Raw genomic sequence first — 20,462 nt, forward strand, 5'->3', positions numbered from 1 at the left:
CAAAGCATGCCGCATTTTGTAACGTTTTTTCTGTTAAGCACCGTGATTTCACCCTTGTTTTTACAACAGGGCTGACACACAATCGGCCTTAAGCAAGACATAAGGATATTCTGATAAGACTATGAATCAAAAAGCAAGCAAGCCCGCTAAGAGTGGCGTGAACTATTTTCTCGACGGCTTTCGGCTGATCAAACAGCCGGGGCTGAGACGCTTCGTCTTCATCCCGCTGAGCGTCAACCTGGTGCTGTTTGCGGCGGTGATCTACTTCGCCATCGGCCAGCTGGAGCAGGTGTTTCAATGGATCAATGGTCAACTGCCCGAGTACCTGAGCTGGCTGAACTTCCTGCTCTGGCCGCTGGCGGTGCTTACCCTCTTGGTGGTGCTCTCCTTTATCTTCAGCTCTGTGATGAACTGGATAGCCGCCCCCTTCAACGGCCTACTGGCGGAGAAGGTTGAGCAGTATCTCACCGGCAAAGACCTCAATACCGGTGGCACCATAGATCTGATTAAAGATCTGCCGCGTATCCTGGGGCGCGAGTGGATGAAACTGAAATATTACCTGCCCAGAGCCATATTGTTTCTAATCCTCTTCTGGGTGCCTTTCATCGGCCAGACCGCCGCCCCTGTGCTCTGGTTTCTGTTTAGCGCCTGGATGATGGCGATCCAATACTGTGACTATCCCTTCGATAACCACAAGGTGCCTTTTAATGATATGAAGTTTGCCCTCAATCAGACCAAAGGGAGCAGCTTTAGCTTCGGCGCCGCGGTGACCCTGTTTTCGATGATCCCCATCATCAACTTTATCGTGATGCCGGTTGCCATCTGTGGCGCCACTTCTATGTGGGTCGACAAATACCGCGCCGCCTATCGCAATGAGCAGATTGCGCCGGAATAAAGCTCACTTCAAAAAAAAGGCCTGCAATTGCAGGCCTTTTTATTACGAATCAGGCGCCACCATATACCTCTGGGGAACTCTCCTCTGCTGGGATTTCTCTTGGCTTAGAGAGATCAACAACGACAGTTTCTGAGATCTTATCTTGAATCGCCTGACGGTTGGCATCCCAATATATCTGTAGGAACCCGAGTAAACCTGTGGCGAAACCGGCACCATAGCCACCATATCGCCCAAAGGCATCCCATAACGAGATAGACGAGGCATCCAGCGGCACCACCCGAATGTTGAGCAATTTCTTACCCAGCGTCTGGCCATCGAACCAGGCGGTAAAGATAGTAAAGTAAAAGGCGGCCCAGCCAAAGCCGAGCCCGAGATCGTTTAAGATACCTTTGGCCCATTCGAGCAGGCTGTAGGGCGAAGGCTTATCTTCCTCTTCATCAAGTTTATCCGGGTCAATCCCGAGCACTGCAGGCTCATCCATTAAGGCTTGTTGGCTTGGCTCGCTTGCCTCTTGCTCCACCGTCTGTTGCTTTACCGCTTCTTGCTTCAATACTTCTGGCTTCACCACATCTTGCTTAACCTCGCCTTGCTTTACAGCATAGCCATTAGGGTAAGCCTGCTTTAGGCGCTGCATCAGTGCTTGTTTTTCCTGACTCGGCAGAGACAGCTCGTCAATCAGCTGAGATGCCAGCGCCACTTTCTCCCTGTCGCTTGTCTCTAAGCTGTCCATCGCGCTAAGCAGCTTGGTTAACTTCTCGTCTGCGCAGCTTGCCTCCTCACACAGGCTAAGGGCTATGATCTGCGGCATGACCTTAAGTGCATTTAGTGACTCCGCCTGCTGACCCGTGGTTTGCGCCACTTTCTCCCCGCCTTTACCTTTATCCGCATCGCCGTAGGAGATGATGTTGTCGCTGGTGACCCAGATTGTCATCAAGAGCATGGCAAGATAGAGCCCCCACTTCAGCGCCTTGCCCAGTTGATGGCTGCGACGCTCAATGACTAAGGTTAAGCCGACCAGGAGAATAAACAGGGCGCCGGCCTGCTCTGCTAATACGCTAATCAGCAAACCATCGATCAGCATCGCCAGACCACGCTTGAGTGGCGAGGCCAGCGGGGTATAGAGCAGCTCTGGCGCCACATGAAAGGCGAAGGGGGTGACTATTGTCTTAGGGTCCTTGCTCTTAGGATCTTTGGTCTTACGATCTTTGGAGTTTGGAGCTTTTGTCTTAGATTTTTTAGCTGACTCAGGGCTCGCAGATTGATACGCTGTGCTCGGCATATTTGCCGCATCCCCTATCCTATCGTTTGTGCTGCTCACTCATCTGCTCCCTGCGATTTATTCTGCTTATTTTGGCTAGCGGGCTTGATACATTTCGCTAACTTATCAATAGGATCCCCATTAGACCAGCCCCCTTAGCGATGTAATTATGATATAAGTGACAGCTTTTATAACAGAAAAGAATAACGAAGATGAAACTATCATTTCTAATGCGCCCAAACCACACTATGATTTAGCTGTATACATTAAGGAGCAAGTAATCCATGAGTAAAATTTTCGAAGACAATTCATATACCATAGGTAATACACCTCTTGTTCGCCTAAATCGCGTCAGCAAGGGAAATGTGCTCGCCAAGGTTGAGGCCCGTAACCCTAGCTTTAGTGTAAAGTGTCGTATTGGCGCGAATATGATTTGGGACGCCGAAAAGAAGGGCTTGCTCACTAAAGACAAAGAATTGATTGAGCCGACCTCAGGCAACACAGGTATTGCACTGGCCTATGTCGCCGCGGCCCGTGGTTATAAGCTAACCCTGACCATGCCAAACACCATGAGCCTCGAGCGTCGCAAACTGCTTAAAGCTTTGGGTGCCAATCTTGTGCTGACCGAAGGTGCCAAGGGTATGAAGGGCGCCATCGACAAGGCTGAAGAGCTGCGTCAATCTGCGCCAGAAAAATACCTGATCTTGGGTCAATTCGATAACCCAGCGAACCCAGAGATCCACGAGAAGACCACAGGTCCAGAGATCTGGAACGACACAGACGGTGAAGTCGATGTGGTTGTGGCGGGCGTGGGTACCGGCGGCACCATTACCGGTGTGAGTCGTTATATCAAGCAAACCCAGGGCAAGGCGATCACCTCGGTTGCAGTTGAGCCTGCAGACTCTCCTGTCATTGGCCAGACCATGGCCGGTCAGCCTGTACAGCCTGGCCCACATAAGATCCAAGGTATCGGCGCAGGTTTCATCCCTGGCAACCTAGACCTTGACGTAATTGATCGAGTAGAAGCCGTGACCAACGAAGAAGCGATAGAGATGGCCCAGCGCCTGATGAAAGAGGAAGGTATCCTGGTAGGTATCTCTTCGGGTGCAGCAGTTGTTGCGGCAAACCGTATCGCCGACTTGCCAGAGTTTGAAGGCAAGAACATAGTGGTGATCCTGCCATCAGCGGCCGAACGTTACCTCTCTTCTGTCCTGTTCCAAGGCCAATTTGGCGACACGGAAAACGTTCAGTAAGACTCGCCTAATAAGGCAGGTTAACTCACTTGAGGCCCCGATAGTTTTAAACTATTGGGGCTTTATTTTATCGCACGCAGGATCTTGTCGATACAGGCGCCAAGGGTCTGCTGCAGAAAGTCGCTGTCCAGATTGCCACTGATAATACTCTGATACTCCACCCAACGAATCAGCCCCAAAAGCTGATGGGCATCGGCATTGGCCGTGGTTGATCCTAAGGCGGTAAAAAACTGCTCGATAGTGCTGACAAAGCCATTGTCCAGCAACTGAATCGCCTCGGCGAGCGCGGGATTGCGCAGCGCCTCTTCGTGAAACGCCACCTCGAGAATGCGATCATCCCTGTGACTCACCTGGGTTTGAATATGTTCACAGAGAAATTCGGTCAGATGCGCAGTCACCTTGTCAGGGGCCATCTGGTGACTGTCTGCCTTAAGCGCCTCAAGTAGCTGAAAACTCTTCTGCTCAAGAGTGTTGTTCATCCACAGGGTCTTTTCGGCAAAGTAGGTTAAGGCGTCGCTGATCAGATCTTTGATATCTTTAAAGTAATAGGTGGTCGAGGCAAGCGGTACCTGCGCCTCTGTTGCCACCGCGCGATGACGCACGCCGCGAACCCCCTCCTTGACGATCAACCTTAGGGTCGCCTCTAAGATAGCCACGCGCCGTGCCTCACCATCGGCCCTGTGGGTGATACGTCCAACATAACTAAGAGGTTGCTGCATTAATTCTATCCTTATCGATCTAAGCCGTCGGCGACAGAGATGATGCTATGTTAACACCTGAGTAACACTTGACCTAGCACAGCGTCGTTATGCGCTCCTTCTCAACGACCAATAACGCCTTGTATCGTCGATAATTTCAGCTATCTTGGGACTGTTTTCGCGAGCCAGGTCGATAAAACGACATAGACTTGATGTCCTCATCAGGGGATCGGGCTAGAGTGGATGGCATTGCACTCACTCAAGCGTCAGGACTCTGATGGACTTTTACCAATCGCCGAAACAGATATCGGCATTTGATGCCAAATTTGAAGCACAAAAAATCGCATTCGCTCCCATAACCTTCCAGGTTGCCCGTTGCCTGCTGAAATTCGATCTCTTAGCCCAAATCGAAGATAAACCTGGCTCGAGCCGCGCACAGCTCGCGAGTCTGGTTGAACTGTCAGACTATGGCGTTGGCGTCCTGCTGGATATGGCCCTGAGCATGGGACTCGTATGGCAAGATGATCAAGGCTTTCATCTGGACAAGATAGGTCACTTCCTGCTTCACGATGAGATGTCCAGAGTCAACCTTAACTTCAACCATGACGTTTGTTATCAAGGCATGTTCGAGCTCGACAAGGCATTGGAGAATGGCGAAGCCAGTGGTCTAAAGGTGTTTGGCGATTGGCAGACCATCTACCCAGGTTTAACCCAGCTGCCACCTGCGGCCAAGCAGAGCTGGTTCGAGTTCGACCACTTCTATTCCGATCACGCCTTTGGCACTGTGCTGCCACTGATCTTTAAAGCCAAGCCGAAGACACTGGTGGATATCGGCGGTAACACGGGAAAATGGGCACTCGCCTGCACCCGCTACGATACCGACGTCGAAGTCACCATCATGGATCTCCCCGGTCAGCTGAAGGTCGCCATGGAAAATGCCAAGGACAAGGGCTTGAGTGACCGTATCCATGGCTTCGAATGCGATCTGTTGAAGGCGGATACGCCTTTCTTTAAGGGGGGAGATCTTTACTGGATGAGTCAGTTCTTAGATTGCTTCTCCGAGGAGCAGATACTGACCATATTAAAACTAGCCGCCGCCAATATGGCCCCCGATAGCGAACTCTGTATCTTAGAGACCTTCTGGGACAGACAACCCTGTGAGGCTGGTGCCTATTGTGTCAATGCCACCTCGCTCTACTTCACCGCCATGGCAAACGGCAATAGCCGCATGTACCACTCCAAAGATCTGCTCAAGCTGATCTCATCGGCGGGCCTCTATGTCGACGAGGATATCGATAACATAGGACTAGGCCATACCTTGCTGCGCTGTCGTAGAAAGCCTTAAATACTTAAACCTAAATTCTTAAATCTTTAACCTTAAATCTTAGGTAGACCGATGACCTCGGGCTTGCGGTCTACCTAGCTCTCGACTTTCTCTAGTCTCTATAGTACCAATGTGTACTCTGTTAAATAGCGCTAGGTTTGGGTTAATAGATGTATAGACACTAGATTAATAAGCTTAACAGCCAATTCGACAGGGCCAATTGTGTTGCTAAGCTCCTGCTCAGCCAACAAACCGTCGCCCGTCAAGGTGACTTCTCTTTCTCTTTCTCTCCCCCTTTTCTTCCCTCTTGCCCTCTCATTAGTGCAAATAATCGAGTGGAAAAGAGCAACACAGATTTAACAAGCCTAACCCTCAAGCTTAATAATAATGACTTATCATGGGCGCCAATTAGACCGTGAATTAAGAAAAACACCGCACATTAGTATTAGAAATTAATCCCCCCACACCTCGCTGTTAACAATATATAAACAATTAAACAGACATTAATAGAGGTGATTTTGGTCACAAACAAATCATTTCCACAATATTTTTCATATTTTTTGTATTTTTTTTAAATAACAAACAGCACAACTAAAAAACAACTAGCAGCAAAAGTAAAAACAAATAAAAAACAAATAGACCCACCAGAATTGACAATGTCACTACAATTAACCACAAAAAATAACACTCAGAAGTATTTTGAAATAAATCGCTTAATTAACATCCATTTTGCAATGTTAATTGTACTTATTTTGTTAAAAAAAGGATAAGAATCTAAGCGCGTAAGCAGACGTATCGGCTGTAGCCGCCTTGTTGCAGTTGTTACCTCTCTATGATTATATCGAGCACGAGGTAAAGATTTATCAATATAAGTAAATATTTGAAAAGTTTTTACTAAATAAAGATCGACACTTAGATCGAATAAAAACGGTCAGTCCAATAAGTGTTCAAATCAAAAATTAAAATAAGTCTCAGGGAGAAACACAATGCAGCCTAATTCTATATTGGCTAAAGCTGTTCGTTTCGCATTAATTGGTGGTGCCGCGACGGCAGCACTAAGCGTACCTGCCGTTTATTCGGCAGACGAAGACAGCGTAGAACGTATTCAAGTAACAGGTTCACGTATTAAGCGTACCGATATGGAAACGGCTACACCTGTTACCGTCATGAGCGCAGAAGACATGGCGAAACAGGGTTTCACTAACGTTCAAGATGCGTTGGAAAGCCTAACTTCAACCACCAGTGCAATGACCACTCAGTCAGTTCACGGTTTCACACCAGCCGCCTCTTCTATCAGTCTACGTGGCGCCGGTGCTAACCGTACGCTAACACTGATCAATGGTAAGCGTCTAAACCAATATCCAAAGCCATCTGGTGGTACCGATAACTTCGTAGATACTGCTAACCTGCCTATGGAAGCCGTACAACGTATCGAAGTACTGCAATCTGGTGGTTCTGCTATTTACGGTGCTGACGCCGTTGGTGGTGTAGTTAACATCATCCTGAAGAAAGACTTCGAAGGTGTAGCACTTAAGTACCGTCACGGTGACACCACTAACGGTGGCGGCGGAAGCGACCGTATCGCACTATCTCTAGGTGCTTCATCTGATCGCGGTAACGTATCGACTTTCATCGAATTTACCGACAACGAGCAGCTAAAAGCGACTGATCGTGAAAACTTTGGTCTGCACACTGATAAAGTGCCTTACAGCCCACATTCGGCCTACAGCTCATACGGTGCACGTATTGCCGCAGTAGCCAGAGATGATAAAACCATTCCAACTGGTCAACGCGTATTGACCCCTGAAGAGTGTACCGCTGGTGGATTCCTATGGACTGGCTCTACTTGTGGTTTCGACCGTTCAGAATGGCGCGACTTACAACCTAAGAGCACACGTTTCATCAGCTCAACCAACTTCAACTATGAACTATCTGATGATGTGAATTTCGTCGGTCGTTTAGACTTCGCCGAAGCGAAATCTACCACCAACATCGAGCCTATGGCGATCAATGACTACGACATCACTGTCGCGGGCAACAGCGTCACCGTAAGCAATGGCGATCTGAGCAAGACCTTCAACAATAAAGCGACAGCTCTGGGTGGCGACTTCGCCAACGCTGAAGATGGCGAATATTACTACGTACGTCGTCTACACGAGTTCAGCAACCGTGCTGGCGAGACTAAGACGCGTAACTACTTCTTCACCGCCGGCCTAGAAGGCACACTGGCAGATGAATACAGCTGGGAAGCATCAGTTAACTACGGCCGTACTAACGTTGACGTGTTCCGCAGTGGCTACGCAACTGTTGGCGGCATGTTTGACTACATCACTGCCGGTGAAAACGGTAACTCTCTGCTGAAGAACATGAGTGCAGAAGATGTAGAACAGGCCTCTTACTCTCCATTTGAGCAGGCTCAGTCTACTCAGAAAAACGTCCAGGCTAACATCTCTGGTATGGCGTTCGAAATGCCAGCGGGTGACGCGCAGTTTGCATTCGGTGCCGAATACACAGAGCAGGACTATGAAACCAATAGTGATTCAGAGTCTAAGAAAGGTAACATCCTGACCACTGGTGGTTCTTCAGGTGCCGGTGAGCGTTCATACTGGGCAACTTATGCCGAGTTGAGCCTGCCCGTTCTTGACGTACTGACTGTCAACGCGGCACTACGTTATGACCGCTACGACGATTTCGGTGGCAACCTGTCACCACAGTTAACGGTTGAATACCGCCCGCTAAGCGAACTATTGGTTCGTGGTTCTATCAGCTCTGTATTCCGCGCACCAGACATGCACCGAGTATATGGCGATGCGACTAAGGGCTACTCTACAGTTATCGACTTCAAGCAGTGTCAAGCATTGGGCGGTGTACCTGGCCAAGGTTATGACAACAATCCTGCACTAAACGAAGTCTGTAAAGAACTGCACGTTGACACTACCACAGGTGCTAACAAAGATCTGGAAGCCGAGACTGGTTACACTGCTAACATCGGCGCGGTATGGGGCGGTGATGCACTCAACGCATCATTCGACCTTTGGGAGTGGAAACTGGATGACATGGTTAGCGACATCAGCGCTAGCAAGGCTGCACGTGAATACGAACAGTATGAAGACATGCTGACTCGTGACGCATCTGGAAAGATCACTCATGTTAATGCCGTTGCACAAAACCTGGCGTTCCAAAAAGTACGTGGTTTAGACATCTCTGCTGGCTATGGCTGGGATCTTGACAACTATGGTGAGCTGAAGCTTAACTTCAACGGTACTTACATCCTGTTGTCTGAATTCCAACTGTCTCCAACCGATCCAGTTGAAGACGACATCGATAACGGTGGCCTGCCACAGTACCGCGCGAACCTAGTACTTGGTTACTACATCGATGACTTCGAAGCGACCTTAGGGGCTTACCACACTGCGCGTATGCACGGTGTTCAGTACAAGTCTTACAAAGAGTCTGCCGAAGATAAGAATCAACCGTTCGATGAAAGCGCACACGAAGTGGCATCACAGACTAAGTGGAACCTGACTGCAGGTTACAACATCACTGATGCTATCAAGGTGAAAGCTGGCGTAGTTAACCTGTTCGATGCAGGTCCTAACTTCGACCCAACCGATACTTCTTGGCCGCACTACCCACGTTCAGTGTACAACGCACGTGGTCGTGAGTGGTTCCTAGAAGGTGAAGTGAAGTTCTAATCTAACTGAACTTTAATGAAAAAACGGCATCCTAGGATGCCGTTTTTTATTGCCAAAATTAAAAACTTGCTCTTAGACAAAGCCGAGATAGTGAGCGGCGACTACCACTAGGCTAGAGACCAAAAACAGCGCCAGCATGAAACGCCAGATAAACTTGACCCAAATGCCCCAATCGACGCGACACACGCCTAAGGTGGCCATCAATGACGCCGACGTTGGCACCAGCACATTGGTGAAGCCATCCCCCAACTGAAAGGCCAACACGGCCACCTGACGCGACACGCCGACGATATCGGCAAGAGGAGCCATCAAGGGCATAGTCAAGGCGGCCTGACCCGACCCCGAGGTCACAAAGAAGTTAAACACCGACTGGAACAGCAACATAAACCAGGCCGAGGCGACCGCAGGTAATTGGCCAATCAGGCTGCCTGCGCTGTTGAGTAAGGTGTTAAGTACGCTAGGTTCATCAGGCTTACCACCGCCTAGAAGCAGCAAGATCCCCGAGGCGCAGCCAACCAACAGGGCGGGCTCAAGCATGGTGCCAGCGCCTTGTTTGAAGCTGGTCGCCATACGATTCAGCGTCATACCATTGAGCCCGAAGATCACAGCAATCATCCCCACGACAATCCCCATGGCAAAGAACTGACTGGCGATCTCAGGAATAAACCAGGCGTTAGCGACAACGCCCCAGATCACCCAGATAACCGTTAGCAAGATGGTGAGCAGCACCAGGCTATCACCGAGGTTAAAGCGGCTCTGTAATTCGCTCGCTCCATGATGCTCGCGAAAATATCTGTCCGACTCATAACAGAGTGAGCTTTGGGGGTTGGCCTGGATCTTGGCGCCGTAGCGCATGGTAAAGATCACCCCCATCAGGGTGAAGCCTGCCCACATGAGGCCCCTTACTCCAGCGCCCGACAGCACAGGAATGCCGGCGATACCCTGGGCAATCGCCACGCTGAAGGGATTCATCCAAGAGCTGGCAAAGCCCACCTGAGTCGCCACATAGGTCACCATCACTGTGGTGATGCCATCGAACCCTAAACGTATCATCAAAGGGCAGATGATGATGGCAAAGGCGATCGCCTCCTCCCCCATGCCAAACACTGCGCCGCCAAGGGAGAACAGAATAAAGAGCACGGGAATGAAGAGGCGCTCATTACCCTGGGTCTTATCAATAAGCCTTATGATGCCATTATCTATGGTGCCGGTTTCCATCACTATGCCAAAGGCGCCGCCTATCACCAGCATAAACATGATCACCCCGATGGCGGTGCCCCACTTAGAACCCGAAGTTAAGCCTTCGAAGGCAAAGTTAAAGAAACCTATGCCTCCGCCTCCCTCAAACAAGGCGACCGGCTGCTTGAGATGCTCTCCGGCCTCATCCAGGCTAAAGCGAAACGAGTTAGGGTCGACCACACTGCGCTGTTTTTCGACGCCATCGGCAAGATAATGGATCTCCTGGGTCTCGAAGGAGCCGACTGGCACCAGATAGGTCAGCAACATGGCGGCTAGCGCCACGAAGAAGATGATCACTAAAGTATCGGGTAAAGGGATTTTATTTTGCGGGTTCACCGCCGGGGAAGGCGCTTGATTTGCCATTGTTTTTCCATGGTTATTCTTGGAATCTAAGTTATTGCCCGCCAATATAAACCAATTCCCTTTTCACTGCACAAGAATCACCCTTACCAGCGAATAAGGGATAGCGCTCAGATCAGGCGGCCATATTGCTCAAGCATCCCTGGATAGGATTCACGTATTGGTCAAAATTGTCATGGGGCGCACAAGACGCCGCCAAAGAGTGAGGCAGGTCGAGTAACTTAGATAAAATCAACGCTTTACTTGTGAAAGCATTCGGGCGCTCATACAATCAATATCACACAAGCATCAATTTTATTGATAGTTTTCTTTATTGTTTAAATCAGTTAGGACGCCAAAAGCTCGATGAAGTACTCACTAAAACAAATCATGGTGTTCGATGCCGTAGCCAGCCTGGAAAGTGTGAGTGCCGCGGCGCGAAAACTGTCGATGACCCAGTCTGCAGTCAGCATGTCCCTTGGCCAGTTGGAGAACCTGCTCGGCCGCCCCCTGTTTATCAGACAGGGCAATCGCCTCACCCTCAGCCACTGGGGAAACTGGTTACGCCCAAGGGCAAGACGCCTGCTGCAAGATGCACAACAGATCGAATTAGGCCTTCACGAACAACACCTTATAAGTGGTCGTTTTCGTTTATGCTCGAGTCAGACGGCCGCCGAACATCTGCTGCCTGAGCTCATCAGTAAAATCGATACCGATTTTCCCGAACTTAGGATCGAGCTCACAGTGGAAAATACCGAGAACGTGGTCGAGGGCTTACTTAATTACGAATATGACTTTGGCATCATAGAAGGCCGCAACGACGACAGCCGACTCTATCAGGAGCAATGGTTAGACGATCATCTGGTGGTAGTCGCCTCGCCTCACCACCCCTACGCCAAGCAGACCAACATCAGCCTGGCGCAGCTTGAACAGGCAAGATGGGTGCTGCGCGAACAAGGCGCCGGGACCCGCCGCATTTTCGAGGGAGCCATCCACGGCGTCATCGAAAAACTCAACGTCTGGAAAGAGTATGAGCATGTCTCCCTGCTCAAGGCTTTAGTGAAGAATGGCCCCTATCTGAGTAGCCTGCCTTTCCTGGATGTGGAGAAAGAGGTGGCCGCCGGCGAGTTGGTTATCCTACCGACGCCGCAGCTCAATATGCAGAGGCACCTCTCCTTCGTGTGGCGCTGCGATTCAGGCGAGAATCCGCTACGTGACTGCGTGATCACCGAGGCCAGACGCCTGAGCAAACATCGCCAGCACGCCAAAAGCAATAAATAGCGAATTTGGTTAGTTGCACAACTCACTAACTGCTTAACTCATAGGTAAAATGAGTACACAATTGAACTGGAAATTGAAAGGGCAATTGAACTGCAAATCAAACAGACAATTGAGCTAGTAATTCAGTAGACATTAAAAAGGGGCATTCGCCCCTTTTTGTTATTTGCAGCAGGTCTTAGCCACTATTCGTAGATGGCACATACCTTGGCTACGATGGACTCTCGGTTAATTACCCCGACTAACTTGCCTTCACTGACCACAGGAAAACAGCTGGGCTTACTGGCGCTGGCATGACGCAGTCGCTCCTCGTAACTGGCATAGGTATGGCCGGTCAAAACGCCCATGTCACTCACGGGAAACAGCTTGTCACGATCTACCACCATCACCTCAATAAGATCGGCCACCGCATCATTTGGGGTTACCGTCAGCACCCTGGTCTGCATCAGATCGGCCACCTTGTAACTAATGCCACGGACAAACTCTTCTGACCATAGGCTGCGCAACAGATCTTGCTGAGAGACAAACCCCAGCAGACGTTGCTTAGCATCAACCACAGGTGCGCCGCGCAGCTGCTTCTCGTTGAGCTGCTTAAGCCCCTCATACACAGAGAGCTCAGGCGCTAGGGTAAAAGGTGTCTGCTCCATCAGCGCGCTGACATTTAATTTTTGAATCGATTTAGGCATTTGGGTCTCTCCCCTACAAACTTTACTAGATAATATTGAGATTGAATTTGCAGCGAGCTCGCTGCCGTTGTCCTGTCTGTTACTCTGATCACTGCGGCTTAACACAGGCTCGAGATGCACCGCCATAGATGTCACCTGAGCGAGTGGGCCATCATGTGCCTTACTTGAATCTATCCACCAGTAACCCAGCCCCACCACTAGGCCACCGCCGACGATATTGCCCGCGGTCACAGGGATAAGGTTATTGGTCAGAAAATGAAGCAGCGTCAGATCACTAAATTGCTCGGCGGTAAATCCGGGGATCTGATACCAGTCCCAGATGGCCAACTGCTTAATGACGATCCCGAGCGGCACCATAAAGAGATTGGCTATGCTGTGCTCGAAGCCGCTGCTGACAAACATCGCCACGGGTAGCATCAACAAGATGGCCTTAGTCAGCGCCTCCTTACTGGCGAAGGTCATCCAAACCCCCAAACAAACCAGCATGTTGCATAGGATGCCCAGGGCGAACGCCTGGCCCCAGGAGTGGTGCAGCTTATGTTGGGCGACCTTCAGGGCGTTGAGGCCCCAGAGTCCACCGTCTAACAGATACATCTTGGCACTGAGGATCAATGCCAGCATAAACATGGCACCGCAAAAGTTACCCAGATAGACGCGTCCCCAACAGGCCAGCAGCTCCCGCGTGCTGACACGCTTCTGCGCCCAGGCGACGCTGCTCAGCACGCTACTGGTAAACAGCTCGCCACCACAGATCACCACCAACATCAGCCCCAAGCTAAAGGCCAGGCCGCCAACGAGCCGCACCATGCCCCAATCGCCAGATGCCCCCGTGGTAACGGTGAGATAAAACACGAAGGCGAGCGCAATAAAGGCGCCGGCAAACATCGCCTGACCGATAGACTGCATCGCCTGCTTAGTCACCTTCTCCTGACCATAAGTCGCGGCGCGTTGACACAGGCTAGGCTCGATCGAAGGCGCTGGCTCGACCCGCCTGGCTGCAAGTGGCACTAGATTAGGTATCGTCATGGCGCGTCCATCTCCAGCCGAGCGTAAAACAGGGGTGAAATTTCATTAACATCATCTCCGCAAGTGCCAAGTCCCGAAAGACGGCGATTAATTAATAAATGTTTTTACAAAGAGTTAGCCTATTGCCTCACTCTCTGATGCCGAGATTAGCCATTAAAAGGAGGGAATAAAATTTGATAATAATGAATGAGACAATCAGTAAATTTGATAACCAAACCTGGAGGTAAGCAAGTTGTTAAGTCAGCAACAAATAACCTTTAAAGCGATTAAATACAATAGGTTATAAGAAAACAAATGTTACTTAGGAAAATAGAGATAAAAGCGCCCATGAGGTGTAAAGGCGTGCGGCTCAACAGGGCAAACTGGCAACTAACCACCTATTGCCTAAGCTATAAGGCATCTTGATTAACATCCCTGGCAAGTCCTTTGTGTGGGCGCGCTGGAGGCGAAGCGGCAGACCCAGATGAGCATTTTCGAGACACGACGCACACCGTACTGGCTTTTTGTGAAGCCTACCCCAGCCAAAAATGTGAGCCGTGCGAAGCATCTCTAATTTGCTGAGAATGGGGGGAGTGGCTCCCAAAAGTGACAAAAGGCGCGATCCATATCCAAACGCAATATATATGCCTAATGTAAAAATTGATCTGAAATGGCGATACAAGATGTTAACTAGCTCCCAAATCATCTAATCACCAGTTTCAAGTTTATTGATAGTTAATGTCAGGTGAAATTCACTATGTTAAGATTTGTGAGGTAAATTGGTCAGACCAATTTTAAACAGCGTTAGGGATGCAACTGCTCGCCGGATTTAGGGTGTTTTATCCATTCTAGGGGGCGGACAAGTTACTCGAGTGGCACCTGGGGGTTTTTCAACAAACGACACTCGCTGACTTGCAAGGATTACCTCTAAGTCTTCATCGAATTGATGAGTCAATAAGTTCTTTTCGGAGAATGAGAAATTATGTCAGAAACAGTCAAAAAAGAAGAGATGGAAGCCTCTGAGCTGACTTACAAGGCGCTTCACCGTCCTGCCAGCGAGTTTGCCACTCGTGAAGAATATTTAGACCACGAATTACAGATCATGAAGCCCAGACGTTGGGGCCTCAACCTGCCGGGACGCGACTTCCGTTTCGAGTGGGAGGACTTAGTACCCGCCATCGCTGGTACTATCGGCATCACGGTAATGTATTCCGCCGTAATGGCCGCCTGGGCTTCGGGCCTGAGTGAGCGCTGGGAACACATCAACCTGGGCGCCGAATTCGCCATTCAGGTGGTTCGCGTCGAAATGCTCATCCCCGCCCTGCTCTTCTGTATCATCAGTTCCGGCTTTATCAACCCTCGCGCTAACCTTGGCGGCAACCACGGCCCCATGATCCCACTTATCGGTACCATCGCCTTAGCTGGCGCGCACCCGTTAGCGCTTGCGATCCTTCTGGGTATCTTTGGTCTGCTACTCAGTTATTTTAAAGGTGGCTCCAGGTTGGTAAACCTCACCTCCAGCGGCGTCGCGGGGGGACTCTTGGTCTTCCTGGGCTTCATGGGCGCCAAGAGTCAGATCACCTCACTGTTTGACTGGGCCGGCGGCCTGCAGGCCAAGCACGCCCTGGACTATAGCCTGGGCTATGTGGCCTTCTTCATCCTCTTGGTAAACGTCGTCCTCTACGCCTATCTGGCCAAGGTGGGTAAACGCTGGCTGGCTATTCCACTTTGTTCAATCGCAGCAATTGCGCTGGCCTTCACCCTCGGCGCCGGCTTAGATCTGCAGTTTGTTACCGCGCCAGGCATCCCTAACCTGAACCCAGTGTACTGGTGGGGCTCTACCGAACACGGCTGGCAGCTAGGCTTACCTAACTTCGAGCACTTCATCGCATCGCTGCCTTTCGCCATCCTGGCGGTTGCCATGTGGTCACCAGACTTCCTCGGTCACCGCATCTTCCAGGAGCTGAACTACCCTAAAGGCACAGAGAAAGTGCTGATGGATGTGGATGACACCATGACCACCTGCTCGCTACGTCAAATCGTCGGTACGGCTGTGGGTGGCGGTAACATCACCTCTTCATGGGGTACCTACATGATCCCGGCGGCGATCGCTAAGCGTCCTATTCCTGCCGGCGCTATCTTACTGGGCAGCCTGTGTATCATAGTCGCGGTACTGGGTTACCCAATGGATGTCACCGTATGGCGTCCAGTGATGTCAATCGCGTTGCTGGTTGGCGTATTCCTGCCGCTCCTAGAAGCTGGCATGCAGATGGTGAAAGACACCCAAAGCAGCCAGGCGGCGGGGATCTGTATCTTCGCCTCATTCGTCGCCAACCCTGTGCTGGCCTGGGCACTCACCATGCTGCTAGATAATAACGGCCTGATTGGCGACAAAGAACGTGCCGCTAGCCTGAGCCTAGCCGACAGGCTGATCATTCCGGGTCTGGCCTTTGTTATCTGTCTCGCCGCCATGCTCGCGGTGGGGATGATTCAAGGGATCCCGGCGCTACTTTAATCGCGCAAACGACAATGAAGAGGGCTTAGGCCCTCTTCATTTTTATCTCCCCTATACTTACATCAAACTTGCTGATAACAGGCATCAATATGCCCTATGGGCATGGCGCTCATAACGCCGAGGAATCGCCCTTATCCTCGATGTCATAGGCAGTCAGACAAAGGTGTGAACCACCTCGCGCAAATAACCGACTCTTAGGTGAGATGCAAACGAATTTTTGCGCCAAAAATGATAACCCGATAGCAATTTTGGCATTAACTCGGGCAAAAGCGGACCGATTCAGATGCAGCGCCTAGGGAGATATGGTACTATGCAGATGGTTAATTGGTCTTACCAATTTAACGATAACCGAATCGATATAGACAGTGAGTGTCAAACGGCTTCGGATATCGCGTAAAACAGATTTAAATCGACACGGTTTACCGGTTCGATAATTCAGTTCCCATCATCCGGGTAATACATTGAAGGGAGCTGCGAAGAATAGCTATTGGTGTATCGCAACGTCTGCAGTGACAGCCTCTCGATAACCAATAACCTTTATCTCAAACAGAAGGTATTAGTACGATGACCGAAAAAACTGAGCTGTTCACCAAAGCGTGGGAAGGTTTTACTCCTGGTGATTGGAAGTCTGAAGTAAATGTACGCGACTTTATTCAAAAGAACTACAAGCCCTATGAAGGAGACGAATCTTTCCTAGCAGGCGCCACCGAAGCGACCAGTGCGCTTTGGGACAAAGTGATGGAAGGTATCAAACAGGAAAACCGCACCCACGCGCCGGTTGATTTCGATACCGACAAAGTCTCTACCATTACCTCTCATGCAGCAGGTTACATCGACCAAGATCTTGAAACCATTGTCGGTCTACAAACAGACGCGCCACTTAAGCGTGCCATGTTACCCAATGGCGGTATCCGCATGGTCGAAGGTTCATGCGCTGCCTATGGTCGTGAACTGGATCCAAACATCAAATATGTCTACTCAGAACTCCGTAAGACTCACAACCAAGGCGTGTTCGACATCTACACCCCTGAGATCATGCGCTGCCGTAAGTCTGGCGTACTGACTGGTCTGCCGGATGCCTACGGCCGTGGTCGTATCATTGGTGACTACCGTCGTATCGCCCTGTACGGTATCGATTACCTGATGCAGGAAAAATTTGCTCAGTTCAGCTCTCTGCAAGCGCAGTTTGAAGCGGGTGAAGACCTTTCAGCCACCATGCAGCTGCGCGAAGAGATCGCCGAGCAGCACAAAGCCCTGGGTCAGATGAAGCAGATGGCGGCCAGCTACGGCTGTGACATCTCAGGTCCTGCAACCAACGCTAAAGAAGCGATTCAGTGGACCTACTTCGGCTACCTGGCCGCAGTGAAGAGCCAAAACGGCGCAGCCATGTCTCTAGGCCGTACCTCTAGCTTCCTGGATATCTACATCGAGCGCGACATCAATAATGGCGTGTTGACCGAGCAGCAAGCTCAGGAGATGGTTGACCATTTCGTGATGAAGCTACGTATGGTGCGCTTCCTACGTACCCCTGAATACGACGAGCTATTCTCTGGCGACCCAATCTGGGCTACCGAGTCTATCGCAGGTATGGGTCTTGACGGCCGTACTCTGGTGACTAAGTCTAGCTTCCGCTTCCTGCACACCCTGTACAACATGGGTCCAAGCCCTGAGCCAAACATCACAGTGCTTTGGTCAGAGAAGCTACCGCTGAACTTCAAGAAGTACTGCGCTAAGGTGTCTATCGACACCAGCTCTATTCAGTACGAAAACGATGACCTGATGCGTCCCGATTTCGATTCTGACGACTACGCTATCGCCTGTTGTGTGAGCCCTATGGTTGTTGGTAAGCACATGCAGTTCTTCGGCGCCCGCGCCAACCTGGCCAAGACCATGCTTTACGCCATCAACGGCGGTGTGGATGAGAAGCTTAAGACTCAGATAGGTCCTAAGTTTGAGCCAATCAAAGATGAAGTGTTGGACTTTGACGATGTGATGGGCCGCCTGGACACCATGATGGAGTGGTTAGCGACTCAATATGTGTCTGCGCTGAACGCGATTCACTACATGCACGACAAGTACTCTTACGAAGCGGCCTTGATGGCGCTACATGACAGAGACGTACGTCGCACCATGGCTTGTGGTATCGCAGGCCTATCGATTGCTGCCGATTCACTGTCAGCCATCAAGTTTGCCAAGGTGAAGCCTATTCGTGACGAAAACGGCATCGCCGTCGATTTCGACATCGAGGGTGAATATCCTAAGTTTGGTAACAACGATGCACGCGTCGATGACCTCGCCACCGAGCTGGTTGAGCGCTTCATGGCTAAGATCCGTCACAAGAAGATGTACCGTAACGCGATCCCGACTCAGTCTATCCTCACCATCACCTCAAACGTGGTTTATGGTAAGAAGACAGGTACTACGCCAGACGGTCGTCCAGCCGGCGCGCCATTTGCACCGGGGGCAAACCCAATGCACGGCCGCGACGAGAAAGGCGCTATCGCGTCACTGACTTCTGTTGCCAAGCTGCCATTTGCACACGCACAGGACGGTATCTCTTATACCTTCTCTATCGTGCCAAATGCCCTGGGTAAAGATGACGACGGTCGCCGCGCTAACCTGGCTGCGCTGATGGATGGTTACTTCGCTCACAACGAGACCCGCGAAGGTGGTCAACACCTTAACGTGAACGTGATGAACCGCGAAATGCTGGAAGATGCAGTGGTTAACCCAGACAAGTATCCACAGCTGACTATCCGTGTATCTGGTTACGCCGTGCGCTTCAACGCACTGACACCAGAGCAGCAACAGGACGTCATTACACGTACTTTCACCAAAGGGATGTAATTTCCGTCAATCGAGCGGTCAAACGCTAGATTTTTGGTGAATATAAGCTAGGCTGTGCACTAATTTAGCACAGCCTACTTTAATTGAAGTTTTCGGAGTCACAATGACAGTAAAAGGGCGGATTCACTCGCTGGAATCCTTTGGCACAGTTGACGGTCCTGGCATTCGGTTTATCACCTTCATGCAAGGCTGTTTGATGCGCTGCCAATACTGCCACAATCGTGATACCTGGGATCTTCACGGTGGACGTGAAATCGAGGTAGACGAGCTGATGGAACAGATCATCAGCTATCGACCTTTTCTCGAGTCCAGCGGCGGAGGCGTCACTGCCAGTGGCGGCGAAGCCATACTGCAAGCCGAATTTGTCGCGGCCCTGTTCAAGGCCTGCAAAGCGCAAGGGATACATACCTGCCTAGACACCAACGGCTTCGTACGTAAATACACCCCAGTTATCGATGAACTCCTCGATAACACAGACTTGGTACTGCTCGATATCAAACATATCGATGACGACCAACACATCGCCTTAACCCATGTCAGCAATCATCGCACGCTGCAATTTGCCCAGTATCTCCAAAAACGCCAACAAAAAGTGTGGATACGCTATGTGGTCGTGGGCGGCTATACAGATGATATTGCTTCGGCAAAGGGCTTGGCAGAATTTATTAAACCTATGACCAACGTGGAGAAGGTAGAGCTACTGCCCTACCACGAACTAGGAAAACACAAATGGGAAGCCATGGGCGAAGAGTACACCCTCAAGGATATCTCTCCCCCATCGCGCGAAACCATGGAACAGATTAAACAGGTGTTTGTGGAAGCCAGCATAACTGCCGTGTACTAACAAAGATTAGAGCGCTTCCCAGTAGTGTTTATCGAGACGCTCGAAGGCCATCTTCAAGATGACCGCCATGTCCAGATAACAGGCACTGGCACCTAGCGGGGGACAAGCCACCCCCATCCCCTGGAGCTTGGCGGACAGATTATTGCCCCAATCCAGCAGAGAAAGTGGCAGCGGATGCTTGGCTCGCCAACCGAGCCAGAGCAAGCCTTGAATAGGCAAGCTGATAAAAAATAAGGCGATGGTAATAGCCTGAGGTAACCAGGCCCAGCCATACAGATAGAGTTGACTGCCGCCGGCCAGCAGGGCCAGCAGAGGCATCAAGCGAATCGCCAGGGCCGTCGCGCGGATCACGCGATACTCTGGAAAATAAAAACTAAGTTGTCTAACCATAGGCCAAGTCTTCATATAGCGACGACCGACCCCTAAGGTTTTTAACACTTGAACAGTCAATGATGACACCTAACACTTAAGAGACTGTCTTTACCATAGCACAAGGCGAGCGTCAGCCCCAAGCGGCATCGCCTTGGCAAAGACCGAATCTTAATCTCAGGAACGAGAATTTAAAGCGACACCGGCCCTAGGCTTT

Annotated in this window: 13 protein-coding genes; 8 read left to right on the plus strand and 5 right to left on the minus strand. The window is 50.5% G+C overall.

Annotated elements, in window-relative coordinates:
* Positions 1-121 precede the first annotated feature (121 nt).
* Complete coding sequence (gene cysZ, locus K0J45_RS12255; protein ID WP_220042768.1) at positions 122-895, plus strand: sulfate transporter CysZ; 774 nt, start codon at positions 122-124, stop codon at positions 893-895.
* 49 nt (positions 896-944) lie between these two features.
* Here the strand turns inward: cysZ and K0J45_RS12260 are convergent, their stop codons facing one another.
* Positions 945-2,174: an RDD family protein gene (locus tag K0J45_RS12260; RefSeq protein WP_220045295.1), complete on the minus strand. Its 1,230-nt coding sequence runs from the start codon at positions 2,172-2,174 to the stop codon at positions 945-947.
* A gap of 263 nt (positions 2,175-2,437) precedes the next feature.
* On the opposite strand from K0J45_RS12260, the gene cysK reads away from it, so the two are divergent.
* Positions 2,438-3,406: a cysteine synthase A gene (cysK, locus tag K0J45_RS12265; RefSeq protein WP_220042769.1), complete on the plus strand. Its 969-nt coding sequence runs from the start codon at positions 2,438-2,440 to the stop codon at positions 3,404-3,406.
* 62 nt (positions 3,407-3,468) lie between these two features.
* Here the strand turns inward: cysK and K0J45_RS12270 are convergent, their stop codons facing one another.
* Positions 3,469-4,125, minus strand: a complete 657-nt coding sequence (locus K0J45_RS12270) for a TetR/AcrR family transcriptional regulator (protein WP_220042770.1) — start codon at positions 4,123-4,125, stop codon at positions 3,469-3,471.
* 256 nt (positions 4,126-4,381) lie between these two features.
* Between K0J45_RS12270 and K0J45_RS12275 the strand changes: the two genes are divergently transcribed.
* Together K0J45_RS12275 and K0J45_RS12280 are read left to right on the plus strand one after the other, a co-directional pair.
* Positions 4,382-5,449 (plus strand): methyltransferase, encoded by a 1,068-nt coding sequence (locus K0J45_RS12275; protein ID WP_220042771.1) that lies wholly within the window; start codon positions 4,382-4,384, stop codon positions 5,447-5,449.
* A gap of 965 nt (positions 5,450-6,414) precedes the next feature.
* Positions 6,415-9,123, plus strand: a complete 2,709-nt coding sequence (locus K0J45_RS12280) for a TonB-dependent receptor domain-containing protein (RefSeq protein ID WP_220042772.1) — start codon at positions 6,415-6,417, stop codon at positions 9,121-9,123.
* Positions 9,124-9,195: 72 nt separating this feature from the next.
* Here the strand turns inward: K0J45_RS12280 and yfcC are convergent, their stop codons facing one another.
* Complete coding sequence (gene yfcC, locus K0J45_RS12285; RefSeq protein ID WP_220042773.1) at positions 9,196-10,725, minus strand: putative basic amino acid antiporter YfcC; 1,530 nt, start codon at positions 10,723-10,725, stop codon at positions 9,196-9,198.
* A 342-nt stretch (positions 10,726-11,067) separates the two neighbouring features.
* On the opposite strand from yfcC, the gene K0J45_RS12290 reads away from it, so the two are divergent.
* Positions 11,068-11,982 (plus strand): LysR substrate-binding domain-containing protein, encoded by a 915-nt coding sequence (locus K0J45_RS12290; RefSeq protein WP_220042774.1) that lies wholly within the window; start codon positions 11,068-11,070, stop codon positions 11,980-11,982.
* Positions 11,983-12,164: 182 nt separating this feature from the next.
* Here K0J45_RS12290 and focA read toward each other — a convergent pair whose 3' ends face one another.
* A complete protein-coding gene (gene focA / locus K0J45_RS12295; RefSeq protein ID WP_220042775.1) occupies positions 12,165-13,691 on the minus strand; it encodes a formate transporter FocA in 1,527 nt (508 codons plus the stop codon).
* Between the two features lie 961 nt (positions 13,692-14,652).
* On the opposite strand from focA, the gene K0J45_RS12300 reads away from it, so the two are divergent.
* The 3 genes from K0J45_RS12300 (at position 14,653) to pflA (ending at position 19,876) form a co-directional block, all read left to right on the plus strand.
* A complete protein-coding gene (locus K0J45_RS12300) occupies positions 14,653-16,185 on the plus strand; it encodes a DUF3360 family protein (RefSeq protein ID WP_220042776.1) in 1,533 nt (510 codons plus the stop codon).
* 564 nt (positions 16,186-16,749) lie between these two features.
* On the plus strand, positions 16,750-19,032 hold the full coding sequence (gene pflB, locus K0J45_RS12305; protein WP_011866187.1) for a formate C-acetyltransferase: 2,283 nt from the start codon (positions 16,750-16,752) through the stop codon (positions 19,030-19,032).
* A gap of 103 nt (positions 19,033-19,135) precedes the next feature.
* Positions 19,136-19,876 carry a pyruvate formate lyase 1-activating protein gene (gene pflA, locus K0J45_RS12310; protein WP_220042777.1) on the plus strand — a complete coding sequence of 247 codons (741 nt, stop codon included), beginning with the start codon at positions 19,136-19,138 and terminating at the stop codon, positions 19,874-19,876.
* A 6-nt stretch (positions 19,877-19,882) separates the two neighbouring features.
* Here the strand turns inward: pflA and yfbV are convergent, their stop codons facing one another.
* Entirely contained in the window at positions 19,883-20,326 is a 444-nt protein-coding gene (gene yfbV / locus K0J45_RS12315; protein WP_011866189.1) for a terminus macrodomain insulation protein YfbV, read from the minus strand.
* Positions 20,327-20,462 lie beyond the last annotated feature (136 nt).

Source organism: Shewanella alkalitolerans, from assembly GCF_019457575.1.
GTDB classification, from domain to species: Bacteria; Pseudomonadota; Gammaproteobacteria; order Enterobacterales; family Shewanellaceae; genus Shewanella; species Shewanella loihica.